The sequence below is a fragment of the Isorropodon fossajaponicum endosymbiont JTNG4 genome (assembly GCF_016592615.1).
Classification (GTDB): domain Bacteria; phylum Pseudomonadota; class Gammaproteobacteria; order PS1; family Pseudothioglobaceae; genus Ruthia.
In genome coordinates this window covers 826065-844712 of sequence record NZ_AP013043.1, presented here as the reverse complement: position 1 = coordinate 844712, position 18648 = coordinate 826065, and the positions used below count along the sequence as shown (strand labels likewise).

Here is an 18648-nt window from a genome sequence, read left to right as displayed (position 1 = left end):
TTTTTTTTATTTTAAAATACTGGCTTAGTATGGTAGTTTTTAGACCTTGCTGAGTTTTTCAACGGCTTGCTTTATGTTGTCCATACTCGTGGCAAACGAAAAACGCACATAGTCTGGTGCACCAAAGGCTGAACCTGGGACTAATGCAATGTTTAACACTTCTAAGCAGTAAGTAGAAAGTTCAATATCGTTTTTTAAACCAAGGCGACTAATTAAGCCTTTAACTCTTGGGAAGGCATAAAAGGCACCTTGTGATTTGGGGCATTCAATGCCATCAATTGCATTTAATGCGTCAACAATAAAGTCATGCCTTTTCTCAAAAGCGCAAACCATTATATTAATAATGCTTTGATCGCCATTTAAAGCTTCTAAAGCGGCAGCTTGGGCAATTGAACAAGGATTGGAGGTGGACTGACCTTGGATTTTTTTCATGGCCTTAATAATATTTTCTGGACCTGCGCTATAGCCAATGCGCCAACCAGTCATCGCATAGGCTTTAGACACGCCATTGAGAATAATGGTGTGATTCTTCAGTGTTTTATCAGCCATAACAATATTAACAAAGCCATCATCATTGCCCCAACGAATATGCTCATAAATGTCATCGGTGATGATTAATACTTTTGGGTGTTTTTTTAATACCTTTGCTAGTGCTTGTAACTCAGCTTGAGAATAAACCGCACCTGTAGGGTTAGAAGGGCTGTTAATAACAAATAATTTAGTATTGCTAGTAATGCTTGCCTCTAGTTGCTCTGGTGTGATTTTAAAGTCTTGCTCCAATCCTGTTTCAATAATGATTGGTGTTGCATCAGCTAAAAGAGCCATATCTGGGTAACTTACCCAAAAAGGTGCAGGGATAATCACTTCATCACCTTGATTTAGCACAGCTTGGCATAGATTATAAAATACTTGTTTGCCACCTGATGAAACCATGACCTCAGTATTGGTGTAAGTTAAGTTATTTTCTCGTTTAAATTTGTCAATAATCGCTTGTTTTAATATAGGTGTACCATCTACCGCTGTGTAACGAGTTTGACCATTTTTAATAGCCTGTATAGCTGCTTTTTGAATGTTTTCAGGGGTGTCAAAGTCTGGCTCACCAGAACCCATGGATACAATTTGAATACCTTGAGATTTTAATTCATTGGCTTTTGCAGTAACAGCAAGCGTGGCTGAAGGTTTAACTTTTTGAACCCTATCGGAAAGATGTGCTGACATGGTTATTAATAAGAAAATAGATTAAAATTGAGTGTTTATGTTAATGAAAAAATCTTGCGTGTGGACAATAAATTTCAACTGATATCGAAATTTTCCCCTAGTGGGGATCAGCCAGAAGCGATTAAAACTTTGGTTGATGGTGTGAATGCTGGTGCTAAGTTTCAAACTTTGCTTGGCGTAACTGGCTCGGGTAAAACCTTTACATTGGCCAATGTTATTCAACAGACTAAGCGCCCCAGTTTGATTATGGCACCCAATAAAACATTAGCAGCACAATTGTATAGTGAGATGAAGGAGTTTTTTCCACACAATTCAGTGGAATATTTTGTTTCTTATTATGATTATTATCAGCCAGAAGCTTATGTACCCGCCTCTGATACTTATATCGAAAAAGACTCTTCTATTAATGAGCAAATTAAGCAAATGCGCCTATCTGCCACTAAGGCGTTATTAGAGCGTGATGATGTTATTATTATTGCTAGTGTGTCTGCTATTTATGGCCTGGGCAACCCTGAAAGTTATATGGCCATGTTGCTGCATTTGAGTGTCGGGGAAATTACTAATCAGCGTGAGATACTTTCACGTTTGTCGCAAATGCAATATTCGCGTAGTAATGCTACTTTAATACGTGGTCATTTTCAAGTTAAAGGTGAAGTGATTGATATTTTTCCTGCTGATTCTGAAGAACAAGCCATACGCATTGAAATGTTTGATGAAGAAATTGAACAACTTTATTGGTTTGATCCTTTAACAGGGGAAAAACTAAAGTCTTTGCAAAGAATTACCATCTATCCACAAACACACTACGTTACACCAAAATCTAAAATTTTGAATATGTTAGATGATATTAAAGCAGAACTAAAAGATCGCAGAAGTGAGTTATTGTCTGTGAATAAATTAGTTGAGGAACAGCGCTTAACACAACGCGTACATATGGATATCGAAATGATGCGCGAGTTAGGATACTGCACAGGTATTGAGAATTACTCGCGCTATTTATCCAATCAAAACCCTGGCGAGCCACCCTCAACATTGTTGGATTATTTGCCCGATAATGCATTGGTAATTTTAGATGAATCGCATGTGACTGTTAGCCAAATTGGTGGTATGTATAAAGGTGATAGGGCACGCAAAAAAACGCTTGTTGAGTTTGGTTTTCGCCTACCAAGTGCGTTGGATAATCGACCACTTAAATTTTCAGAATTTGAAGACAGAGTTCATCAATGTATCTTGGTGTCTGCCACGCCTGCACAATATGAGTTGGAAGTTTCTAGTGTGATTGCTGAACAAGTAGTAAGGCCAACAGGATTGTTAGACCCTGAGATTGACATTCGACCTGTGGATACTCAGGTGGATGATTTACTGAGTGAAATACGTATGCGCGTTAAAGCGGGCGAACGCGTATTGGTGACAACTTTGACCAAAAAAATGAGTGAGCAGTTAAGTGATTACTTAAACGACCATCATGTTAAAGTTCGTTACTTACATTCTGATATTGATACGGTTGAAAGGGTGGAAATTATTCGCGATTTGCGCTTAGGTATATTTGATGTTCTGGTTGGTATTAATCTATTACGTGAAGGTTTGGATATTCCTGAGGTGTCTTTGGTGGCTATTTTAGATGCGGATAAAGAAGGTTTTTTACGCTCTGAACGCTCATTAATTCAAACCATGGGGCGAGCAGCTAGAAATATAAATGGACACGTCATTTTATACGTTGCTCGCATAACCAAATCGATGCAAAAAGCGATGGATGAAACCAAAAGACGTCGGATTAAACAGCAAGCTTATAATTTGAAAAACAACATCACTCCTAAAGGCATTGATAAGCCTATTATTAATATCCTTGATACAGATTTAACCAGTAACCAGATCGAGGAAGATGGTACTCAGAAAGTGTTTACCCAACTTTTACCCGTGCAATTAGCAAAAGAAATTAAAATATTAGAAAAGAAAATGTATGGTTTTGCTAGCGATTTGGCGTTTGAGCGTGCAGCAGATGTGCGTAATCAGATTAAACAGCTCAAAGACACTCAATTTAAAAAGCATTATGATTAACACTAAATTAAACATTAATGAAATATTTTATTCCCTTCAAGGTGAAGCGCGTGAAGTTGGCTTGCCTAGCGTATTTATTCGCTTAACAGGCTGCCCACTTAGATGCACATATTGTGATACTGAATATGCATTTAAGGGCAATAACTTAATGGCAGTTGATGAAATTATTAAAAAAATCAAGCGATACGATACCCTTTACATTTGTGTGACAGGTGGTGAGCCATTAGCACAAAAAAACTGCTATTTATTGTTAGATGAATTGGTTAAAAATAATTATCAAGTCTCTTTAGAGACCAGTGGTAGTATTAACATACAAGAGGTTAATGGTTTAGTGTCAATAGTTATGGATATTAAAACCCCAAGTTCTGGCGAATCTGAACAAAATAAATACACAAATATTAAAAAATTAACCACCAAAGACCAGCTTAAATTTGTCATCGGGTCACGTGCTGATTTTGATTGGAGTGTGGCTATTTTGAGCCAATATCCCACCACTGCAGGCGTATTATTCTCACCCGTATTTGGCGATATTACGCCAACGCAATTGGCAGATTGGATTTTGGATCAACAGCTAAATGTACGACTGCAATTACAATTGCATAAACTACTTTGGGGTGATGAAAAAGGCAAGTAACTATTGAATAGTGATTTTTCGTATCTGTAGTTTTGGCTGTTTAAGTTTTGGAATAGAGACAGTTAAGATATTATTGTTAAAACTTGCATTGATATTATCAGTATCAACATCATACGGCAGTGTAAATGATTGGGAAAAACTGCCAGACGAGGTGCTTGAACTGTGAGCGGTGTTTTGAATTTTTTTAACACGCCCTTTGATAAAAATACGACCATTGTTGGTAGAAATATCAAGGTTCTCTTTATTAAGCCCATTAACTTTTAATTGAATAATGTAGTTGTTTGTTTGATTATCAAAGTACCTTCTACCCTTTGTGCCAAAGTTACTAGAGCTTTGTATTTGGCTCATTTTATAATTAAACTGTTGGAACAGTTGCTCAAAATCGCGCCAAACATTGTGCTTAAAGCCATTATCAAAGAGATCGTTGTTCAACGAATTAGCACTAATCACACTAGAAATTAGTAATATGGGTAGTAATTTATACATTATTTTTTTTTTAACAGTTATTGTTAAGTGAGACCTTTGCGTAATTCATAATTCCCTCTCCAAAATTCCATTCTTTTTATTTTTTGTTTAAAAATATAGCCAATGTTGTTTCAATCTTAGGTGTTCTACCTTTGACTTCATTGTATCTAGATGGTGGGTATCAGTATTTACTTCCACTGATTCTTGACCCTGTAAACCAGATTGTGTAAAGCCCTCGTTAAAAATCAGACATAATCCTTTAATCTATCCTCATGCAGGATTATAAACTAATTCACTGCTTGTGACCAATTTCTAATTGGCATCGTCCATTTCTTACTGGCTGCTTCAATGGCCAAAAAGACAACTTTAAAAGCAGAATCATCGTGATTAAAAATCTTTCTATTCTTGATAGATTTACGAATCACTGAGTTTAAGGATTCAATGGCATTGGTGGTATAGACTGCCTTTCTAATGGCTTCAGGATAAGCAAATATTGTTGCTACATTATCCCAATGACGTCGCCATGATTTGGCAATGCTTGGGAACTGTTTACCCCACTGGTGTTCAAACTCATTTAATGCGAGTAAAGCCTCATCTTCACTGATGGACTGGTAAATTTGTTTAAGACTACTGGCAACCTGCTTTCTGTCTTTGTAACCCACATATTTAAGGGAGTTTCTAACCATATGCACAATACACCGTTGAACATTCTGTTCAATACCCCCTTGAGGGGGAAACACTAGATTATGCCAAACTCATGGTGCATGAGAATTACACCAATAAAAAAAATCATGATAATATCAGGAGCTTGCTCCTCAGCAGTTAGCAGATGGAGAAAACAATACCTAGCAGAGCTTGGTGGACAAACACCAGAGTCAGGCAAAGCGCTGACTTCTGAACAACAAACAATACAACTGCTTGAGAAACAACTTTGGCGCGCACAAAGGGACAATGAAATCTTAAAAAAGGCAACAGCCTTGTTCGCTGTGGACAATCACCAAGTGATATGATTATCAAGATAAACAAGGCTTGCCAACAATACAATACTAAAGAATTATGAGCATTACTCAAACTTCCTCGCAGTAGTTATTACTATCAAGTCAAAGATAAGCGAGTAAACAACAACACCAACGCTATGATTAAATTAATCAAACAAACTGCTATTGAAGTTGGATACACCTATGGCAAACGCAGAATGCGAGTAGTTTTGAATAACCAAGGTTATAACATTGGTATTTACCAAACTGCAACGCTAATGAAAAAAGCCAATGTAGTTGCCATACGCCCAAGAAAGCGTCATTATTACCCTAATACTAGATTGATGTTTAAAAAGGCAAAAAACCTATTAAATCGTGTGTTTGAGCAGCAATCAATTAATACGCATTGGGTTGGTGATATTACCTATATCAAAACCTATCAAGGTGGGAGTTATTTAGCCAGTGTGTTGGATTTAGGCTCAAGACAAGTTGTTGGTTGGGCATTGTCAAAACAGCCTAATGCTCAGTTGGCAAAGGATGCGCTTAGTAATGCTGTGTCTAGACACCAGCCCAATACAAATAAACACATGTTCCACTCTGATCAAGGGACTCAATACTCTTCTAAAGTTTTTATTGATTATTGCAACAAGAACAACATTACTCAAAGCATGAGCAGGCGAGGTAATTGTTGGGATAATGCGGTCATGGAGCGTTTCTTTAGAAGTCTGAAGACTGAGAGATTAAATTATCAAAGTTTTGCAAATCATAGTGAAGTCGTGCAAAATGTAGAGGGTTATATCTACTTGTATAATTACAAAAGGATTCATTCAGCGATTGGGTATTTAACACCTGCTCAAAAGATGGCTGAATTGAAAAAAGCGGCTTGAAATGTGTCCAAGTAGGTTAGAGCATTGCAGTTTGAACACCAGTGGGGTAAACAGTTCCCAAGCATTGCCAAATCATGGCGACGTCATTGGGATAATGTAGCAACAATATTTGCTTATCCTGAAGCCATTAGAAAGGCAGTCTATACCACCAATGCCATTGAATCCTTAAACTCAGTGATTCGTAAATCTATCAAGAATAGAAAGATTTTTAATCACGATGATTCTGCTTTTAAAGTTGTCTTTTTGGCCATTGAAGCAGCCAGTAAGAAATGGACGATGCCAATTAGAAATTGGTCACAAGCAGTGAATTAGTTTATAATCCTGCATGAGGATAGCCTTGTTCTATTGCCTCCTTTTCACTTTTAAAAGTGAAAGAATTGTATTCATTAAGGTGTTTTTTATATTCACAACCCACTATATGAATTGTTCTTTTCTTTTTGCTACCAACACAAAGATAGAGCATATGATTTAGACTTGTATTCATGGAATCCATTTTAATATTATAGTTATTGTGTTAATTCAGATAATTTTTCAGTTACCCATTCTGCTTGGGACTCTAAATAAGATGTATCATAGCGTTCAACCTTTTCTATGCTTACACCTTTTCTCATTTGATTGATGAGACTTTGCCTTTCTTCTTTTATTATTTGATTAAGACTGGCTAATAAAAAATCATTTAAGAGATTTTCGATTTCCTCACTTTCTAAATCATAATCTGAAGGTAAAAAACCCCAATTTTCTAGTATTTCAGAATAGCCATCTCCAAAATTGTCAGAAAAAGACTCACCCGAATCAAAAGTTTCAAAAAAAGTGCCATGAATTTTTTCTTCTATAGCTAGAAAGTCTATACCTATTGTATTTTTTAGCTCTAATAAAGCATCAGTTAATGATAGTTCAATTGCTTTTGGTATGGAAAATTTATATCCATTTATTTATCTCCTTTACTTGATAACCCTTTTTCTCTCAAGGTCCTGCAGAGATTATACCATTTGTAATGATTATTTGTAATCAATGATAAATAGGAGTGTTTTCTACAGCAGTTAATCAAAATATATGACAAATGACTAGTAAGGTTTTTGGTAAATGAGGAGGTGAAAATTTAGACTAAAAAACCTAGAGACCTTTGATTCTTTTGTAAACTTTGTAGCGGTAAATAAATTGTATCAATAAATAGCCAAGTACTGAGCTGGTGATAGAGACAATCAAGCATCCAAGCAAGAAAGGCTGCCAAATAACATCAAACACTTGCCAAACATGCTCAAGTGACATCACAAAGCTATTCTCGATACTAACATCCAAAATCCAAGCACCAAGTTTATAGCAACCATAAAAAATAACTGGCATGGTAATAGGGTTGGTGATCCAAACCAGTGCAATAGATAGTGGTAAGTTTGCACTAGATATGACCGCAATTGGTGCAGCCAATAGCATTTGGAAGGGTATGGGAATAAACGCACAAAACAATCCAACTGCAAATGCTTTAGAGATAGACTTTCTATTAAAATTCCACAAGCTTGGATGGTGAAAATGCTTACCAAGCCAGCCTAAGTGCTTGTTATTTTTTAACTCATTCGTGTTAGGACTGTAGCGTTTTAATAGTTTTTTCATGAACGTGCAGCATTGATAATACCTGTTTCATTTAACCCATACAAGTCATACAATTCTTGTTGCTCGCCTTGCTCGCTGAACTTGTCTGGCAAACCTAAAATGCTTAGAGGTGTTTTGATATTTTTTTGATGTAGAAGTTCACTGATTGCACTGCCTGCACCACCTGTGATGGCATTATCCTCAATGGAGATAAGTTTGGCGTGTGAACTGGCTAATTTAATAATTAATGCTTCATCAAGTGGCTTAACAAAACGCATATTAACCACCGTTGCACTTAATTTTTTACCCGCAGCAAGTGCACTTTTAACCATAATACCAAAAGCAAAAATTGCTACATTAGAGCCTTCAAGTATAATTTTTGCTTTACCTAGTGGAATTTTTTTATCAGTGATGTAATTTTGAATGTCTGATGTGCCTCTAGGGTAGCGTATACAAATAGTGCTGTTGGTTTCAAATGCAGTATTAAGCATTTGATACATTTGCATTGCATTACTTGGTGCCATAATGGTTAAGTTGGGAATACATCTTAAAAAACTCAAATCAAAACTGCCTGCATGGGTTGCACCATCGCTACCCACTAATCCAGCACGGTCAATTGCAAAAATAACACCTAGATTTTGTAGTGCAATATCATGAATGAGTTGGTCATAACCACGTTGTAAAAAAGTAGAATAGATAGCCACTATCGGCTTTAAGCCTTGGGTGGCAAGCCCACCTGCAAAAGTAATGGCATGCTGCTCTGCAATGCCCACATCAAAATATTGCTTAGGATAATTCTTTTCAAATTCGCTCATGCCAGACCCAGTGCACATGGCGGGTGTAATCGCAATTAGATTTTTATGATGAAGTGCGGTGTTATTTAGCCAAGTACCAAATACAGTACTGTAACTGGGTAGGTTGGAAGCGTTTAATGAAGCAGGTGCTACACCATGAAACTTGCATGGGTCGTTCTCTGCTGTTTCAAGCCCGTAACCTTTTTTGGTAATAATGTGTAAAAGTCTTGGTTTTGTTTGTTGTTTTAGGTTTTGTAGCGTTTGGATTAAGGTTGGTAAATCATGCCCATCAATAGGTCCAAAATAATCAAGCCCTAATTCCTCAAACAAAGTGCTAGGCAAAACCATGCCTTTAAGGTGCTCTTCTGAGCGTTTGGCAAATTCATGGATTTTAGGCATTTTTTCTAAAAATCCTAATGACTTTGATTTCATGGTTGAATAAACCTTGCCAGAGATAAGCTTGGTAAGGTATTTACTCATAGCACCCACATTTTTTGATATTGACATATCATTGTCATTTAGGATAATGAGCAAGTCTGCATCACTATCACCTGCATGGTTGAGTGCTTCAAATGACATGCCACCTGTGAGTGCGCCATCGCCAATCACAGCAATAGATTTACCATCACTATTATTAATGCCATTACCAATAGCAATGCCTAAAGCGGCACTAATTGAGGTTGATGAATGTCCAGCACCAAAGCTATCGTGCTCGCTTTCGCTACGTTTTGTAAAACCTGACAACCCGTCTTTTTGACGCAATGTGTGCATTTTGTTAAGACGACCTGTGAGGATTTTATGGGTATAAGCCTGATGCCCAACATCAAAGACAAAGCTATCATAAGGTGTGTCAAACACATAATGCATGGCAATGGTCATCTCAATTGTGCCAAGGTTGGGCGCTAAGTGGCCACCTGTTTTTTGAATGTTCTCAATTAAAAATGTACGCACTTCTTCAGCTAAAGACTGCAATTGTGCAATGTCAAGTTGTTTAATATCTGCAGGGGACGTTATTGAATTTAACACCTAATAGAGACTTAACTTAAAAAGACATCATTATACTGGTAATAATAAGGCTATTTGTAAACTACCAAGAAGGGCGGCGAATTTTTAGCGAGGGGTCTTTTTTAATATTTTTGTTTTTAATTTTAATTTTTTCATCAAAATTTCTAGCGATAAAGCCAAGTTCTGGCTTTATTTCACGCATCGGAATCCATACTCGATAGCCGCTACCCTTAGCAACCTCCAACACTTCGTTATGTTCAGTTATCATTGATTCAACCGTGGTATTAAAACAACCATCGGGCAAGATAACTTCAATGGAATCACACACACTAAATTTATTTTTGGCTTCGATAAACGCCTTACCATCTTTATAATCTAGAATCTCCCCCACCACTTGTTGCTTATTTGAGCGTGAATAATTATCAAAATAAGTTTGCAATTCTTCTGGCTGGTGTCTTTGATAAAAGCCATCGGTATACCCTCTATTGGCAAGATTTTCTAGCACACCAAAGGCATCTTTATCAAACTCACGACCTGCAACTGCATCATCAATGGCTTGTCGATATACTTGTGCTGTGCGTGCAGCGTAGTAATGTGATTTGGTTCTGCCCTCGATTTTGAGTGAATCAATGCCCATAGCTGTAAGTGTGTGTACGTGTTCAACGGCGCGTAAGTCTTTGGAATTCATGATATAAGTGCCATGCTCATCCTCAAAAGCTGGCATTAACTCACCAGGGCGACCTTGCTCTTCAAGCAACACAACTTGATTTTCAGGGGTTTTAATTTCAACTGCTTGAATATCACCCTCAAGGGTTTCTTCGGCTTCTTTAACATCATATTTCCAACGACAAGAGTTGGTGCATGAACCTTGGTTTGGGTCACGGTGATTAAAATAGCCTGACAATAGGCAACGACCAGAATAGGCAATACACAGTGCACCATGTACAAATACTTCTAGTTCAATATCTGGGCATTCTTGGCGAATTTCTTTAACTTCATCTAACGACAATTCACGAGAAAGAATAATGCGACTAATACCTGCATTTTTCCAAAATTTCACCGTTGCGTAGTTAACCGCATTTGCCTGAACTGATAAATGAATCACTTGATTGGGGAATTTTTCTTTCACCATCATAATTAAACCAGGGTCTGCCATAATCAAAGCATCAGGATTAAGATTAACAATAGGCTCAATATCCTTCATGTAGGTTTTAATCTTGCTATTGTGTGGAATTATGTTTGAGGCAACAAAGAATTTTTTATTATTTGCATGCGCCTCAAGTATGCCTTGTTCTAAAGTTTTGGCATCAAATGAGTTGTTACGCACTCTAAGGCTATATCTTGGCTGCCCTGCATAGATAGCATCTGCACCATAAGCATAAGCATAGCGCATATGTTTAAGGCTACCGGCAGGGGAGAGTAGTTCTGGTCTGTTCATGGTCGTGTATTTTATCAGCAGCAGTTTATTAAATACCCTTATGTATAATAGGGCGCGATATGTTTACAAAAAAAGACATTCCAAGATTAAAGCAAGATCTAACCATTCAAACAAAGTTACTTGGGGTTGGTTTAACTCTAAAAACGCGTTGGGGTGTATTTAGCCCTCGCTCTATTGATGATGGCACTGAATTATTCATGAAGCATTTAAAAATTGCCAATAATGACAAATGCCTTGATTTAGGCTGTGGTTATGGTCCTATTGGCTTGGCAGTTGCCAAGTCTTGTTCACAAGCAGAGGTGCACATGGTGGATAAAGATTTTGTTGCTGTTGAGTTGTCAAACATCAATGCCAAACTTAACCATATTGACAATGCTCAGGCTTATTTGTCAGATGCGTTTTTAAGTGTCAACAAAATAAATTATTTTGATCAAATATTATCAAACGTACCCGCAAAAGTAGGCAGAGAACAGCTTAGTATTATTTTGCATGATGCTTATGATGCGTTAAAACCAGGCGGTAAAATAACATTTGTAACCATCAATGGTTTAAGACATTTTATTAAAGACAATTTTAAATCTGTATTTAATAATTATAAAAAACTCAAACAAGGGCAAAAATACACAATTTCTCAGGCGATTAAATAGAAATATTTGTAAAATAATAATATATGAGTAAAATACTCAGCAATTAAACATTAAAGGAGTAATACAATGGACGTAATGGACAGAATTCAACAGCAAGTAGATAGTGCAGCAGTTGTGCTTTATATGAAGGGCACGCCACAATTTCCACAATGTGGTTTTTCTGCTACAGCAGCGAAAACGCTTGCCTCAACAGGTGTTGAGTTTGCCTATGTTAATATTTTTGAAGATCAAGAAGTCTTTCAAAACCTGTCTGCATTTGCAGACTGGCCAACATTTCCTCAAATTTATTTTAATTCAGAGTTAGTGGGTGGTGGGGATATTATTGTTGAAATGGCTGAGATGGGTACTTTAAAAGGTGAAATGGAAAAAGCCAGCAAAAAGTTCGAAGCCAAGTAATGTTTTTAATGTATTGATACAATTACTATGCAATCAATACATGTAGTATCACTTTCAAAGGGTTTTATCTTTTTATTCTTGAAGTAGTGGAGGCGGAGTTTTCACTACTTTGATCATAACAATAATCAAGCTCTATCCTCTACTTTATACCTATCACTGTATCTGTATAATCTTTGTCAACAATGAACATTAACACCTAACCAATAAACACCCTTAACCAAACTAAATGAAAGATTCTTTAGACCATTTACCTAGCAATAAGCAAACCCATTTAAGGCGAATTCTCCAGGTCATTCGCGAAGAGTTTGATTCAGTTGTAAGTGCAGCATCAGGAAAAAGGAAAACAGGTAAGTTAATTAAGGTTATTCTGTTTGGTTCGCACGCTACAGGTAAGTGGGTGAATAAACCAGAGACTGGTTATATTAGTGATTATGATATTTTAGTGATTGTTAATCAGTATGACTTGGTGGCAAAGCTTGATTTGTGGAATACGATTGAGGATAATGTAACTTGACTATACATACGCTAGATGAGGTTAATAATTCGCTTAAAGAAGGGCAATACTTCTTTACTGATATTTAAGGGTCAGGGGATTGTGTTGTATGAGTTTAATAGGAGGGAGTTGGCTGTACCGGGGAACTTAACCCAAAAAGCATGTAAGAAAATGGCAATAATAGACTATGAAGAGTGGTTTGACAGTGCTAATGATTTTCTTGATTGCAATAGTCTAATTTTATTGGACACAAAGATAGCCTTATAATACAAACCATAAGGAGGTCAGTAATGACACAATATAAATCAAGAAAACAACGAGTGACTTTTACCGTTGAACATTCTGTTCAATACCCCCTTGAGGGGGGAACACTAGATTATGCCAAACTCATGGTGCATGAGAATTACACCAATAAAAAAAATCATGATAATATCAGGAGCTTGCTCCTCAGCAGTTAGCAGATGGAGAAAACAATACCTAGCAGAGCTTGGTGGACAAACACCAGAGTCAGGCAAAGCGCTGACTTCTGAACAACAAACAATACAACTGCTTGAGAAACAACTTTGGCGCGCACAAAGGGACAATGAAATCTTAAAAAAGGCAACAGCCTTGTTCGCTGTGGACAATCACCAAGTGATATGATTATCAAGATAAACAAGGCTTGCCAACAATACAATACTAAAGAATTATGAGCATTACTCAAACTTCCTCACAGTAGTTATTACTATCAAGTCAAAGATAAGCGAGTAAACAACAACACCAACGCTATGATTAAATTAATCAAACAAACTGCTATTGAAGTTGGATACACCTATGGCAAACGCAGAATGCGAGTAGTTTTGAATAACCAAGGTTATAACATTGGTATTTACCAAACTGCAACGCTAATGAAAAAAGCCAATGTAGTTGCCATACGCCCAAGAAAGCGTCATTATTACCCTAATACTAGATTGATGTTTAAAAAGGCAAAAAACCTATTAAATCGTGTGTTTGAGCAGCAATCAATTAATACGCATTGGGTTGGTGATATTACCTATATCAAAACCTATCAAGGTGGGAGTTATTTAGCCAGTGTGTTGGATTTAGGCTCAAGACAAGTTGTTGGTTGGGCATTGTCAAAACAGCCTAATGCTCAGTTGGCAAAGGATGCGCTTAGTAATGCTGTGTCTAGACACCAGCCCAATACAAATAAACACATGTTCCACTCTGATCAAGGGACTCAATACTCTTCTAAAGTTTTTATTGATTATTGCAACAAGAACAACATTACTCAAAGCATGAGCAGGCGAGGTAATTGTTGGGATAATGCGGTCATGGAGCGTTTCTTTAGAAGTCTGAAGACTGAGAGATTAAATTATCAAAGTTTTGCAAATCATAGTGAAGTCGTGCAAAATGTAGAGGGTTATATCTACTTGTATAATTACAAAAGGATTCATTCAGCGATTGGGTATTTAACACCTGCTCAAAAGATGGCTGAATTGAAAAAAGCGGCTTGAAATGTGTCCAAGTAGGTTAGAGCACTATTTGAACTTAAAAGCCTAATGACTTTAGTATTGATGAAATCAATCTAAAAGAAGTTGTACTAACAGATACAACTGGTGTGGTTATAAATGGTGACTTTGAAAGCGGCAATCAAGCTTTTCAAACAGATTATCAAATCCTTACTCAAGCACGAGGGCATGATACTTTAGCGATTGTTGATACGCCACCTAACTGGGGTTTGGGTGATACTTTTGGCTTGGGAAGCTCTGGTAAGTTTTTAATGGTTGATGACTCTACTTTAGGCGAGGCTAAAGCTTTTTGGCAACAAGAGATTGAGTTAGGTGCTAATCAGCAATATCAATTTGATTATTGGGTTAATGCAAATCGTAAAGTTGAAACACAACTTTATATTGACGGAGAAAAGGCAGGCGCAGTTTATTCAGCACAAGCGGGCGGCGGGATGGCGTCAAGAAAGTGTTGGCTTTGTGAGTGAATCTAGTGGCGCACATATTTTTGAGCTAAAAAGCTTAGGAATCAGTGCAGGGTAAATGATTTTGGGATTGATGGTATTGTATTAAATTAAGTAGTTTTTAATAGTAATACTAATAGCCATGCAAACCGTGGTTTTTTAAACTATGCTCTTAGTGTTAATAAATAAAGGCAATGATTACATATCAGTTACAAATGGTTTAATTATGTCTTCAAATATCTATAAAAGACCGCTACGGGCTATTGCTTTTTTTTAAATAATTTCTATAATCAAGCGATGTATGGCAATGAAAATTGCATGATTATCTAGATGAATGACAAAAATAGGAGGGATATATGAAGTTTGTGACAGCAATTTTAAGACCGCATAAATTAGACGATGTTAGAGAGGCGTTATCTGAGGTTGGCGTATCTGGCGTAACGGTAACTGAGGTGAAAGGTTTTGGTCGTCAAAAAGGACACACAGAGTTGTATCGAGGAGCAGAGTATCAAATTGACTTTTTGCCTAAAATTAAATTAGAAATTGCGATTGAGGCTTCAAGACTTGATGAAGTGATTGAGGTGATTAGTAATGTGGCTAATTCTGGCAAGGTGGGTGATGGCAAAATTTTTGTGACCAATTTAGACAAAGTGGTTCGTATTCGTACAGGCGAAACCGATAAAGACGCGCTTTGAGGAGTTAGTAGTGAAGAAAATATTAGCAATATTGGCGTGCTTGCCAATGGGTGTGTTTGCACAAGAGATTAATGGTGCTGATACGGCCTGGATAATGACATCAACGGCTTTGGTGTTGTTTATGACATTGCCAGGTTTGGCGTTATTTTATGGTGGCTTGGTTCGCACTAAAAATATCTTATCAATATTAATACAGTGTTTTTCCATTACGGGCATTGTCAGTGGTTTGTAGTGGGTTATTCTATTGCTTTTTCAGGTGATAATCCTTACTTTGGTGATTTTTCTAATGTGCTTTTGGCGCAAGTCAGTATAAATACGGTCAATGGCTCAATTCCAGAATCTTTGTTTGCCATGTTTCAAATGACATTCGCTATTATTACCCCAGCTTTGATTATTAGTGGCTATGCAGAAAGAATGAAATTTTCAGCGGTGTTATTATTTAGCTCTATTTAGCTCTATTTGGTTATTAGTGGTTTATGCACCTATCACGCATTGGGTGTGGGGTGGTGGCTGGCTAGGCAATGTGCTTGACTATGCTGGTGTTCATATTACTGCGGGTATTTCAGCGTTAGTAGCGGCTATTGTTTTAGGACCTAGAAAAGGTTTTTTAAAAAACCCAACCGTCGCATAATATGACCATGGCCATTACGGGTGTAGCAGTGTTGTGGGTGGGTTGGTTTGGTTTGGTTTTAATGGTGGTTCTGTTTTGACAGCAGGTGGGGATGCGGCGACGGCTATTTTGGTGACGCACATCTCAGCGGCAACGGGTGCAATTAGGTACAGTAACAGGCATGGTCGCAGGCTTGGGGACAAAATTATACCAGCCTCAGGTTTTGTAGGCCCTACAGGTGCTTTAGTAATTGGATTTATTGCGGGTATTGTGTATTTTAATGCAGTGATTATCATCAAGCAAAAATTTAAAATTGATGATTTATTAGATGTATTTCCTGTGCATGGTGTGGGTGGTATTATTGGCACCTTAATGGCAGGTTTTTTTGCTTCTAAAGAGTTGGGTATTTTTTCTGGACAAAGGTGGCTGGGATCGTGAGGCAATTGTAATTGCTGACCAATTACAAATTCAATTCACAAGTGTAGTGGCAACGGTTGTTTATACGGCTGTTGCCACTTATCTTATTCTTAAAGTGGTGGATGTCATAACGGGTTAAGAGTGGGTGAAGAGGAACAACAACAGGGTTTGGACATTGTTTCTCATGAAGAAAAAGGCTACGATTTGTAAGCTAAACTAAGCTTAATTGAACCTGCTTATTGTTAAACCATTAGCAGGTTTTTTATGTTGATAAAAACGGATTCGTATATAATCCACACTAATTAGTTTTATTAAGTAATCAAAGTGCGTATAAATCATCCACTAACTGGCTCAATGGTCGCCCTAATCACCCCAATGTTTGATGATGGGTCGATAGATTTTGATACGCTAAAATCATTGGTGGCGTTTCATATTGATGCTGGCACTAAAGCAATTGTCTCGATGGGTACCACAGGCGAAAGTGCAACGCTTAATCAGGATGAGCATATTGAAGTGATGCGGGCAACGGTTGAATTTGCCAATTCGCGCATTCCAGTCATTGCTGGCACGGGTGCAAATTCGACTTCTGAAGCTATTGAGTTTACTAAAGCTGCTAAAGCAATTGGTGCGGATGCTTGTCTTTTGGTCACGCCGTATTACAATAAGCCGACTCAAGAGGGATTGTATCAGCATTATAAGTTGATTGCTGAAACAGTAGATATTGATCAAATTTTATATAATGTGCCTAGTAGAACGGCGGTTGATCTCTGCGTAGAAACAGCACTTCGTTTGTCCAATATTGATAATATTATCGGCATTAAAGATGCAACGGGTGATTTGAATGTTGCAAAGGCATTGATTGAACAATGTGCGGATGACTTTTTGCTTTATAGTGGTGATGATGCAACAGCGGTTGAATTTATTTTAATGGGTGGACATGGTGGCATTTCTGTGACGGCTAATGTTGCACCAAAGCAGGTGGCTTGTGCTTATCAATTCGCGCTTGAGAGTGACAGAGAATTAGCAGAATCAACCAATGCACCACTGGCTGGTTTGCATCAACATTTGTTCATTGAATCCAATCCAATCCCTGTTAAATGGGCAATGTTTAAAATGGGCAAGTGCAATCATGGCATTCGCTTGCCCTTAACAACACTATCACAACAAGCTCAAGCAATGCTAGAGCAAGATTTATCCAATTTAGGAGTTATATAATAATGGTAATCAGAAAATTAACAACACTGCTTTTGGTGTTTTCTTTAGGTGGTTGTATTTCTTTAGGTGGTTGTATTTCTTTAGGTGGTAAAGAAAAACAAAAACAAGATGGGCTTGGTGAAAGAGACATTAAATATTATTTAAATAAAACATTAACTTCTCTAGAAGTCCCACCAGATTTAACCAAACCCAGTGCCCAAAACGCCTTAAAGTTAAGTGAGTATGTTGCCAATATTCAAGAGGATTTGATTAGTTTCTCTGAAAAAGACAGCACCATCAAGGAGGCTTCAAATGTTTTAAGAACACCTTCTAATGTTGAGGTGATGAAATCTGGCAGTCTTCGTTGGTTGGTGGTTGATAAAAAACCGGATGCAGTATGGGGTTTGGCTAAAGGCTTCTTTAAGTCTCACGGTTTTATTATCAAGAAAGCTAATAAAAAAATTGGGGTGATGGAGACTGATTTTTTAGAAAATCATCCAGAAATTCCTGACCAATCTTTGGGTTTTATTCGCTCTATGCTCAGAAAGGCAACAAAAACTAGATACACACTACCGATTGCTGATAAATATCGACTTCGTATTGAGCCCACTGACAATGGCAATAAGACCGAGGTTTATTTATCACTTACTTCAATGCAAGAAGTATTGACCAATAAAGGCAGTGATGATGAAAATACCATTTGGCAATTTCAAGCCAAAGATCACACACTTGAAACAGAAATGCTATATCGATTAATGACCTTTTTAGGTAGTGATCATACTCTTGCTAGAGAGAAAATTATGGCTGCTAGAGAGCAACAAGAGTTAACGGTGAAGGTTGCTAAAAGTATTGGTGGTTATGCCAAGCTGGTGTTCTCATTAACGCAATATGAAACTTGGAATAATATCGGCTGGGCATTGGACCAACTTGGTATTGATGTTGAGGATAAAGATGTTAAAGAAGGTAGTTTTTATATCAATATTGCTAAAGAAGAGGACAAGGGTATATTCTCAAGAATGTTTGGCGATGACGCGATTAAAAAGTCTTTTCAAATTGTTGTTAGGCAGATTGACAGCAATATAACAGAAGTTTACTTTAATGATTTATCTGAAGAGAATAAGCAAGCAACAATTGACTTTAGTTATCAATTCTTAGGCGATATTGCCAAGCAGTTTTAGTTAA

General features: G+C 37.3%; 14 protein-coding genes and 5 pseudogenes. 13 read left to right on the top strand and 6 right to left on the bottom strand.

What is annotated here, in order from left to right; all coding sequences use genetic code 11:
- Positions 1-39: 39 nt before the first annotated feature.
- Positions 40-1218: a pyridoxal phosphate-dependent aminotransferase gene (locus CVFO_RS04995; protein ID WP_201338961.1), complete on the bottom strand. Its 1179-nt coding sequence runs from the start codon at positions 1216-1218 to the stop codon at positions 40-42.
- Positions 1219-1278: 60 nt separating this feature from the next.
- On the opposite strand from CVFO_RS04995, the gene uvrB reads away from it, so the two are divergent.
- Complete coding sequence (uvrB, locus tag CVFO_RS04990; protein ID WP_201340413.1) at positions 1279-3276, top strand: excinuclease ABC subunit UvrB; 1998 nt, start codon at positions 1279-1281, stop codon at positions 3274-3276.
- Entirely contained in the window at positions 3269-3910 is a 642-nt protein-coding gene (queE, locus tag CVFO_RS04985) for a 7-carboxy-7-deazaguanine synthase QueE (protein ID WP_201338960.1), read from the top strand. The genes uvrB and queE overlap by 8 nt, the downstream gene beginning before the upstream one ends.
- Here the strand turns inward: queE and CVFO_RS04980 are convergent, their stop codons facing one another.
- Together CVFO_RS04980 and CVFO_RS04975 are read right to left on the bottom strand one after the other, a co-directional pair.
- Positions 3911-4342, bottom strand: a complete 432-nt coding sequence (locus tag CVFO_RS04980) for an Hsp20/alpha crystallin family protein (protein ID WP_225879216.1) — start codon at positions 4340-4342, stop codon at positions 3911-3913.
- A gap of 320 nt (positions 4343-4662) precedes the next feature.
- Positions 4663-5091 (bottom strand): annotated as a pseudogene (locus CVFO_RS04975) (transposase); the annotation flags it as partial.
- 41 nt (positions 5092-5132) lie between these two features.
- On the opposite strand from CVFO_RS04975, the pseudogene CVFO_RS04970 reads away from it, so the two are divergent.
- A pseudogene (locus tag CVFO_RS04970) lies at positions 5133-6239 on the top strand (IS3 family transposase).
- Positions 6240-6269: 30 nt separating this feature from the next.
- Positions 6270-6551, top strand: a pseudogene (locus CVFO_RS04965) (transposase); the annotation flags it as partial.
- A gap of 801 nt (positions 6552-7352) precedes the next feature.
- On the opposite strand, the gene CVFO_RS04960 reads toward CVFO_RS04965, so the two are convergent.
- The 3 genes from CVFO_RS04960 to trhP form a co-directional block, all read right to left on the bottom strand.
- Positions 7353-7847, bottom strand: a complete 495-nt coding sequence (locus CVFO_RS04960; RefSeq protein WP_201338959.1) for a DUF2062 domain-containing protein — start codon at positions 7845-7847, stop codon at positions 7353-7355.
- Positions 7844-9646, bottom strand: coding sequence for a 1-deoxy-D-xylulose-5-phosphate synthase (gene dxs / locus CVFO_RS04955; RefSeq protein ID WP_201338958.1), 1803 nt, complete (start codon positions 9644-9646; stop codon positions 7844-7846). Before dxs ends, CVFO_RS04960 begins: the two co-directional genes overlap by 4 nt.
- A gap of 61 nt (positions 9647-9707) precedes the next feature.
- Positions 9708-11063 (bottom strand): prephenate-dependent tRNA uridine(34) hydroxylase TrhP, encoded by a 1356-nt coding sequence (gene trhP / locus CVFO_RS04950; RefSeq protein WP_201338957.1) that lies wholly within the window; start codon positions 11061-11063, stop codon positions 9708-9710.
- Positions 11064-11122: 59 nt separating this feature from the next.
- Between trhP and CVFO_RS04945 the strand changes: the two genes are divergently transcribed.
- From CVFO_RS04945 to CVFO_RS04905, 9 genes and pseudogenes are all read left to right on the top strand, one after another.
- Positions 11123-11710, top strand: a complete 588-nt coding sequence (locus tag CVFO_RS04945) for a class I SAM-dependent methyltransferase (RefSeq protein ID WP_201338956.1) — start codon at positions 11123-11125, stop codon at positions 11708-11710.
- A gap of 66 nt (positions 11711-11776) precedes the next feature.
- Positions 11777-12106: a Grx4 family monothiol glutaredoxin gene (grxD, locus tag CVFO_RS04940; protein WP_201338955.1), complete on the top strand. Its 330-nt coding sequence runs from the start codon at positions 11777-11779 to the stop codon at positions 12104-12106.
- A gap of 226 nt (positions 12107-12332) precedes the next feature.
- The gene (locus CVFO_RS04935) at positions 12333-12620 is read left to right on the top strand and encodes a nucleotidyltransferase domain-containing protein (RefSeq protein WP_201338954.1); all 288 of its coding nucleotides are present in this window, start codon (positions 12333-12335) and stop codon (positions 12618-12620) included.
- A gap of 368 nt (positions 12621-12988) precedes the next feature.
- Positions 12989-14095: pseudogene (locus CVFO_RS04930) on the top strand (IS3 family transposase).
- A 104-nt stretch (positions 14096-14199) separates the two neighbouring features.
- A complete protein-coding gene (locus CVFO_RS04925; RefSeq protein ID WP_201338953.1) occupies positions 14200-14574 on the top strand; it encodes a hypothetical protein in 375 nt (124 codons plus the stop codon).
- 332 nt (positions 14575-14906) lie between these two features.
- Positions 14907-15245: a P-II family nitrogen regulator gene (locus CVFO_RS04920; protein ID WP_201338952.1), complete on the top strand. Its 339-nt coding sequence runs from the start codon at positions 14907-14909 to the stop codon at positions 15243-15245.
- Between the two features lie 46 nt (positions 15246-15291).
- A pseudogene (locus tag CVFO_RS04915) lies at positions 15292-16482 on the top strand (ammonium transporter).
- Positions 16483-16596: 114 nt separating this feature from the next.
- Positions 16597-17487, top strand: coding sequence for a 4-hydroxy-tetrahydrodipicolinate synthase (dapA, locus tag CVFO_RS04910; RefSeq protein ID WP_425352095.1), 891 nt, complete (start codon positions 16597-16599; stop codon positions 17485-17487).
- A gap of 2 nt (positions 17488-17489) precedes the next feature.
- On the top strand, positions 17490-18644 hold the full coding sequence (locus tag CVFO_RS04905) for an NlpB/DapX family lipoprotein (protein ID WP_201338951.1): 1155 nt from the start codon (positions 17490-17492) through the stop codon (positions 18642-18644).
- Positions 18645-18648 lie beyond the last annotated feature (4 nt).

Coding starts and splice junctions, on each gene's coding strand:
- CVFO_RS04995 (WP_201338961.1), bottom strand. CDS start 1,218: ATGTCAGCACATCTTTCCGATAGGGTTCAAAAAGTTAAACCTTCAGCC.
- queE (WP_201338960.1), top strand. CDS start 3,269: ATGATTAACACTAAATTAAACATTAATGAAATATTTTATTCCCTTCAA.
- CVFO_RS04960 (WP_201338959.1), bottom strand. CDS start 7,847: ATGAAAAAACTATTAAAACGCTACAGTCCTAACACGAATGAGTTAAAA.
- trhP (WP_201338957.1), bottom strand. CDS start 11,063: ATGAACAGACCAGAACTACTCTCCCCTGCCGGTAGCCTTAAACATATG.
- CVFO_RS04945 (WP_201338956.1), top strand. CDS start 11,123: ATGTTTACAAAAAAAGACATTCCAAGATTAAAGCAAGATCTAACCATT.
- grxD (WP_201338955.1), top strand. CDS start 11,777: ATGGACGTAATGGACAGAATTCAACAGCAAGTAGATAGTGCAGCAGTT.
- CVFO_RS04935 (WP_201338954.1), top strand. CDS start 12,333: ATGAAAGATTCTTTAGACCATTTACCTAGCAATAAGCAAACCCATTTA.
- CVFO_RS04920 (WP_201338952.1), top strand. CDS start 14,907: ATGAAGTTTGTGACAGCAATTTTAAGACCGCATAAATTAGACGATGTT.
- CVFO_RS04905 (WP_201338951.1), top strand. CDS start 17,490: ATGGTAATCAGAAAATTAACAACACTGCTTTTGGTGTTTTCTTTAGGT.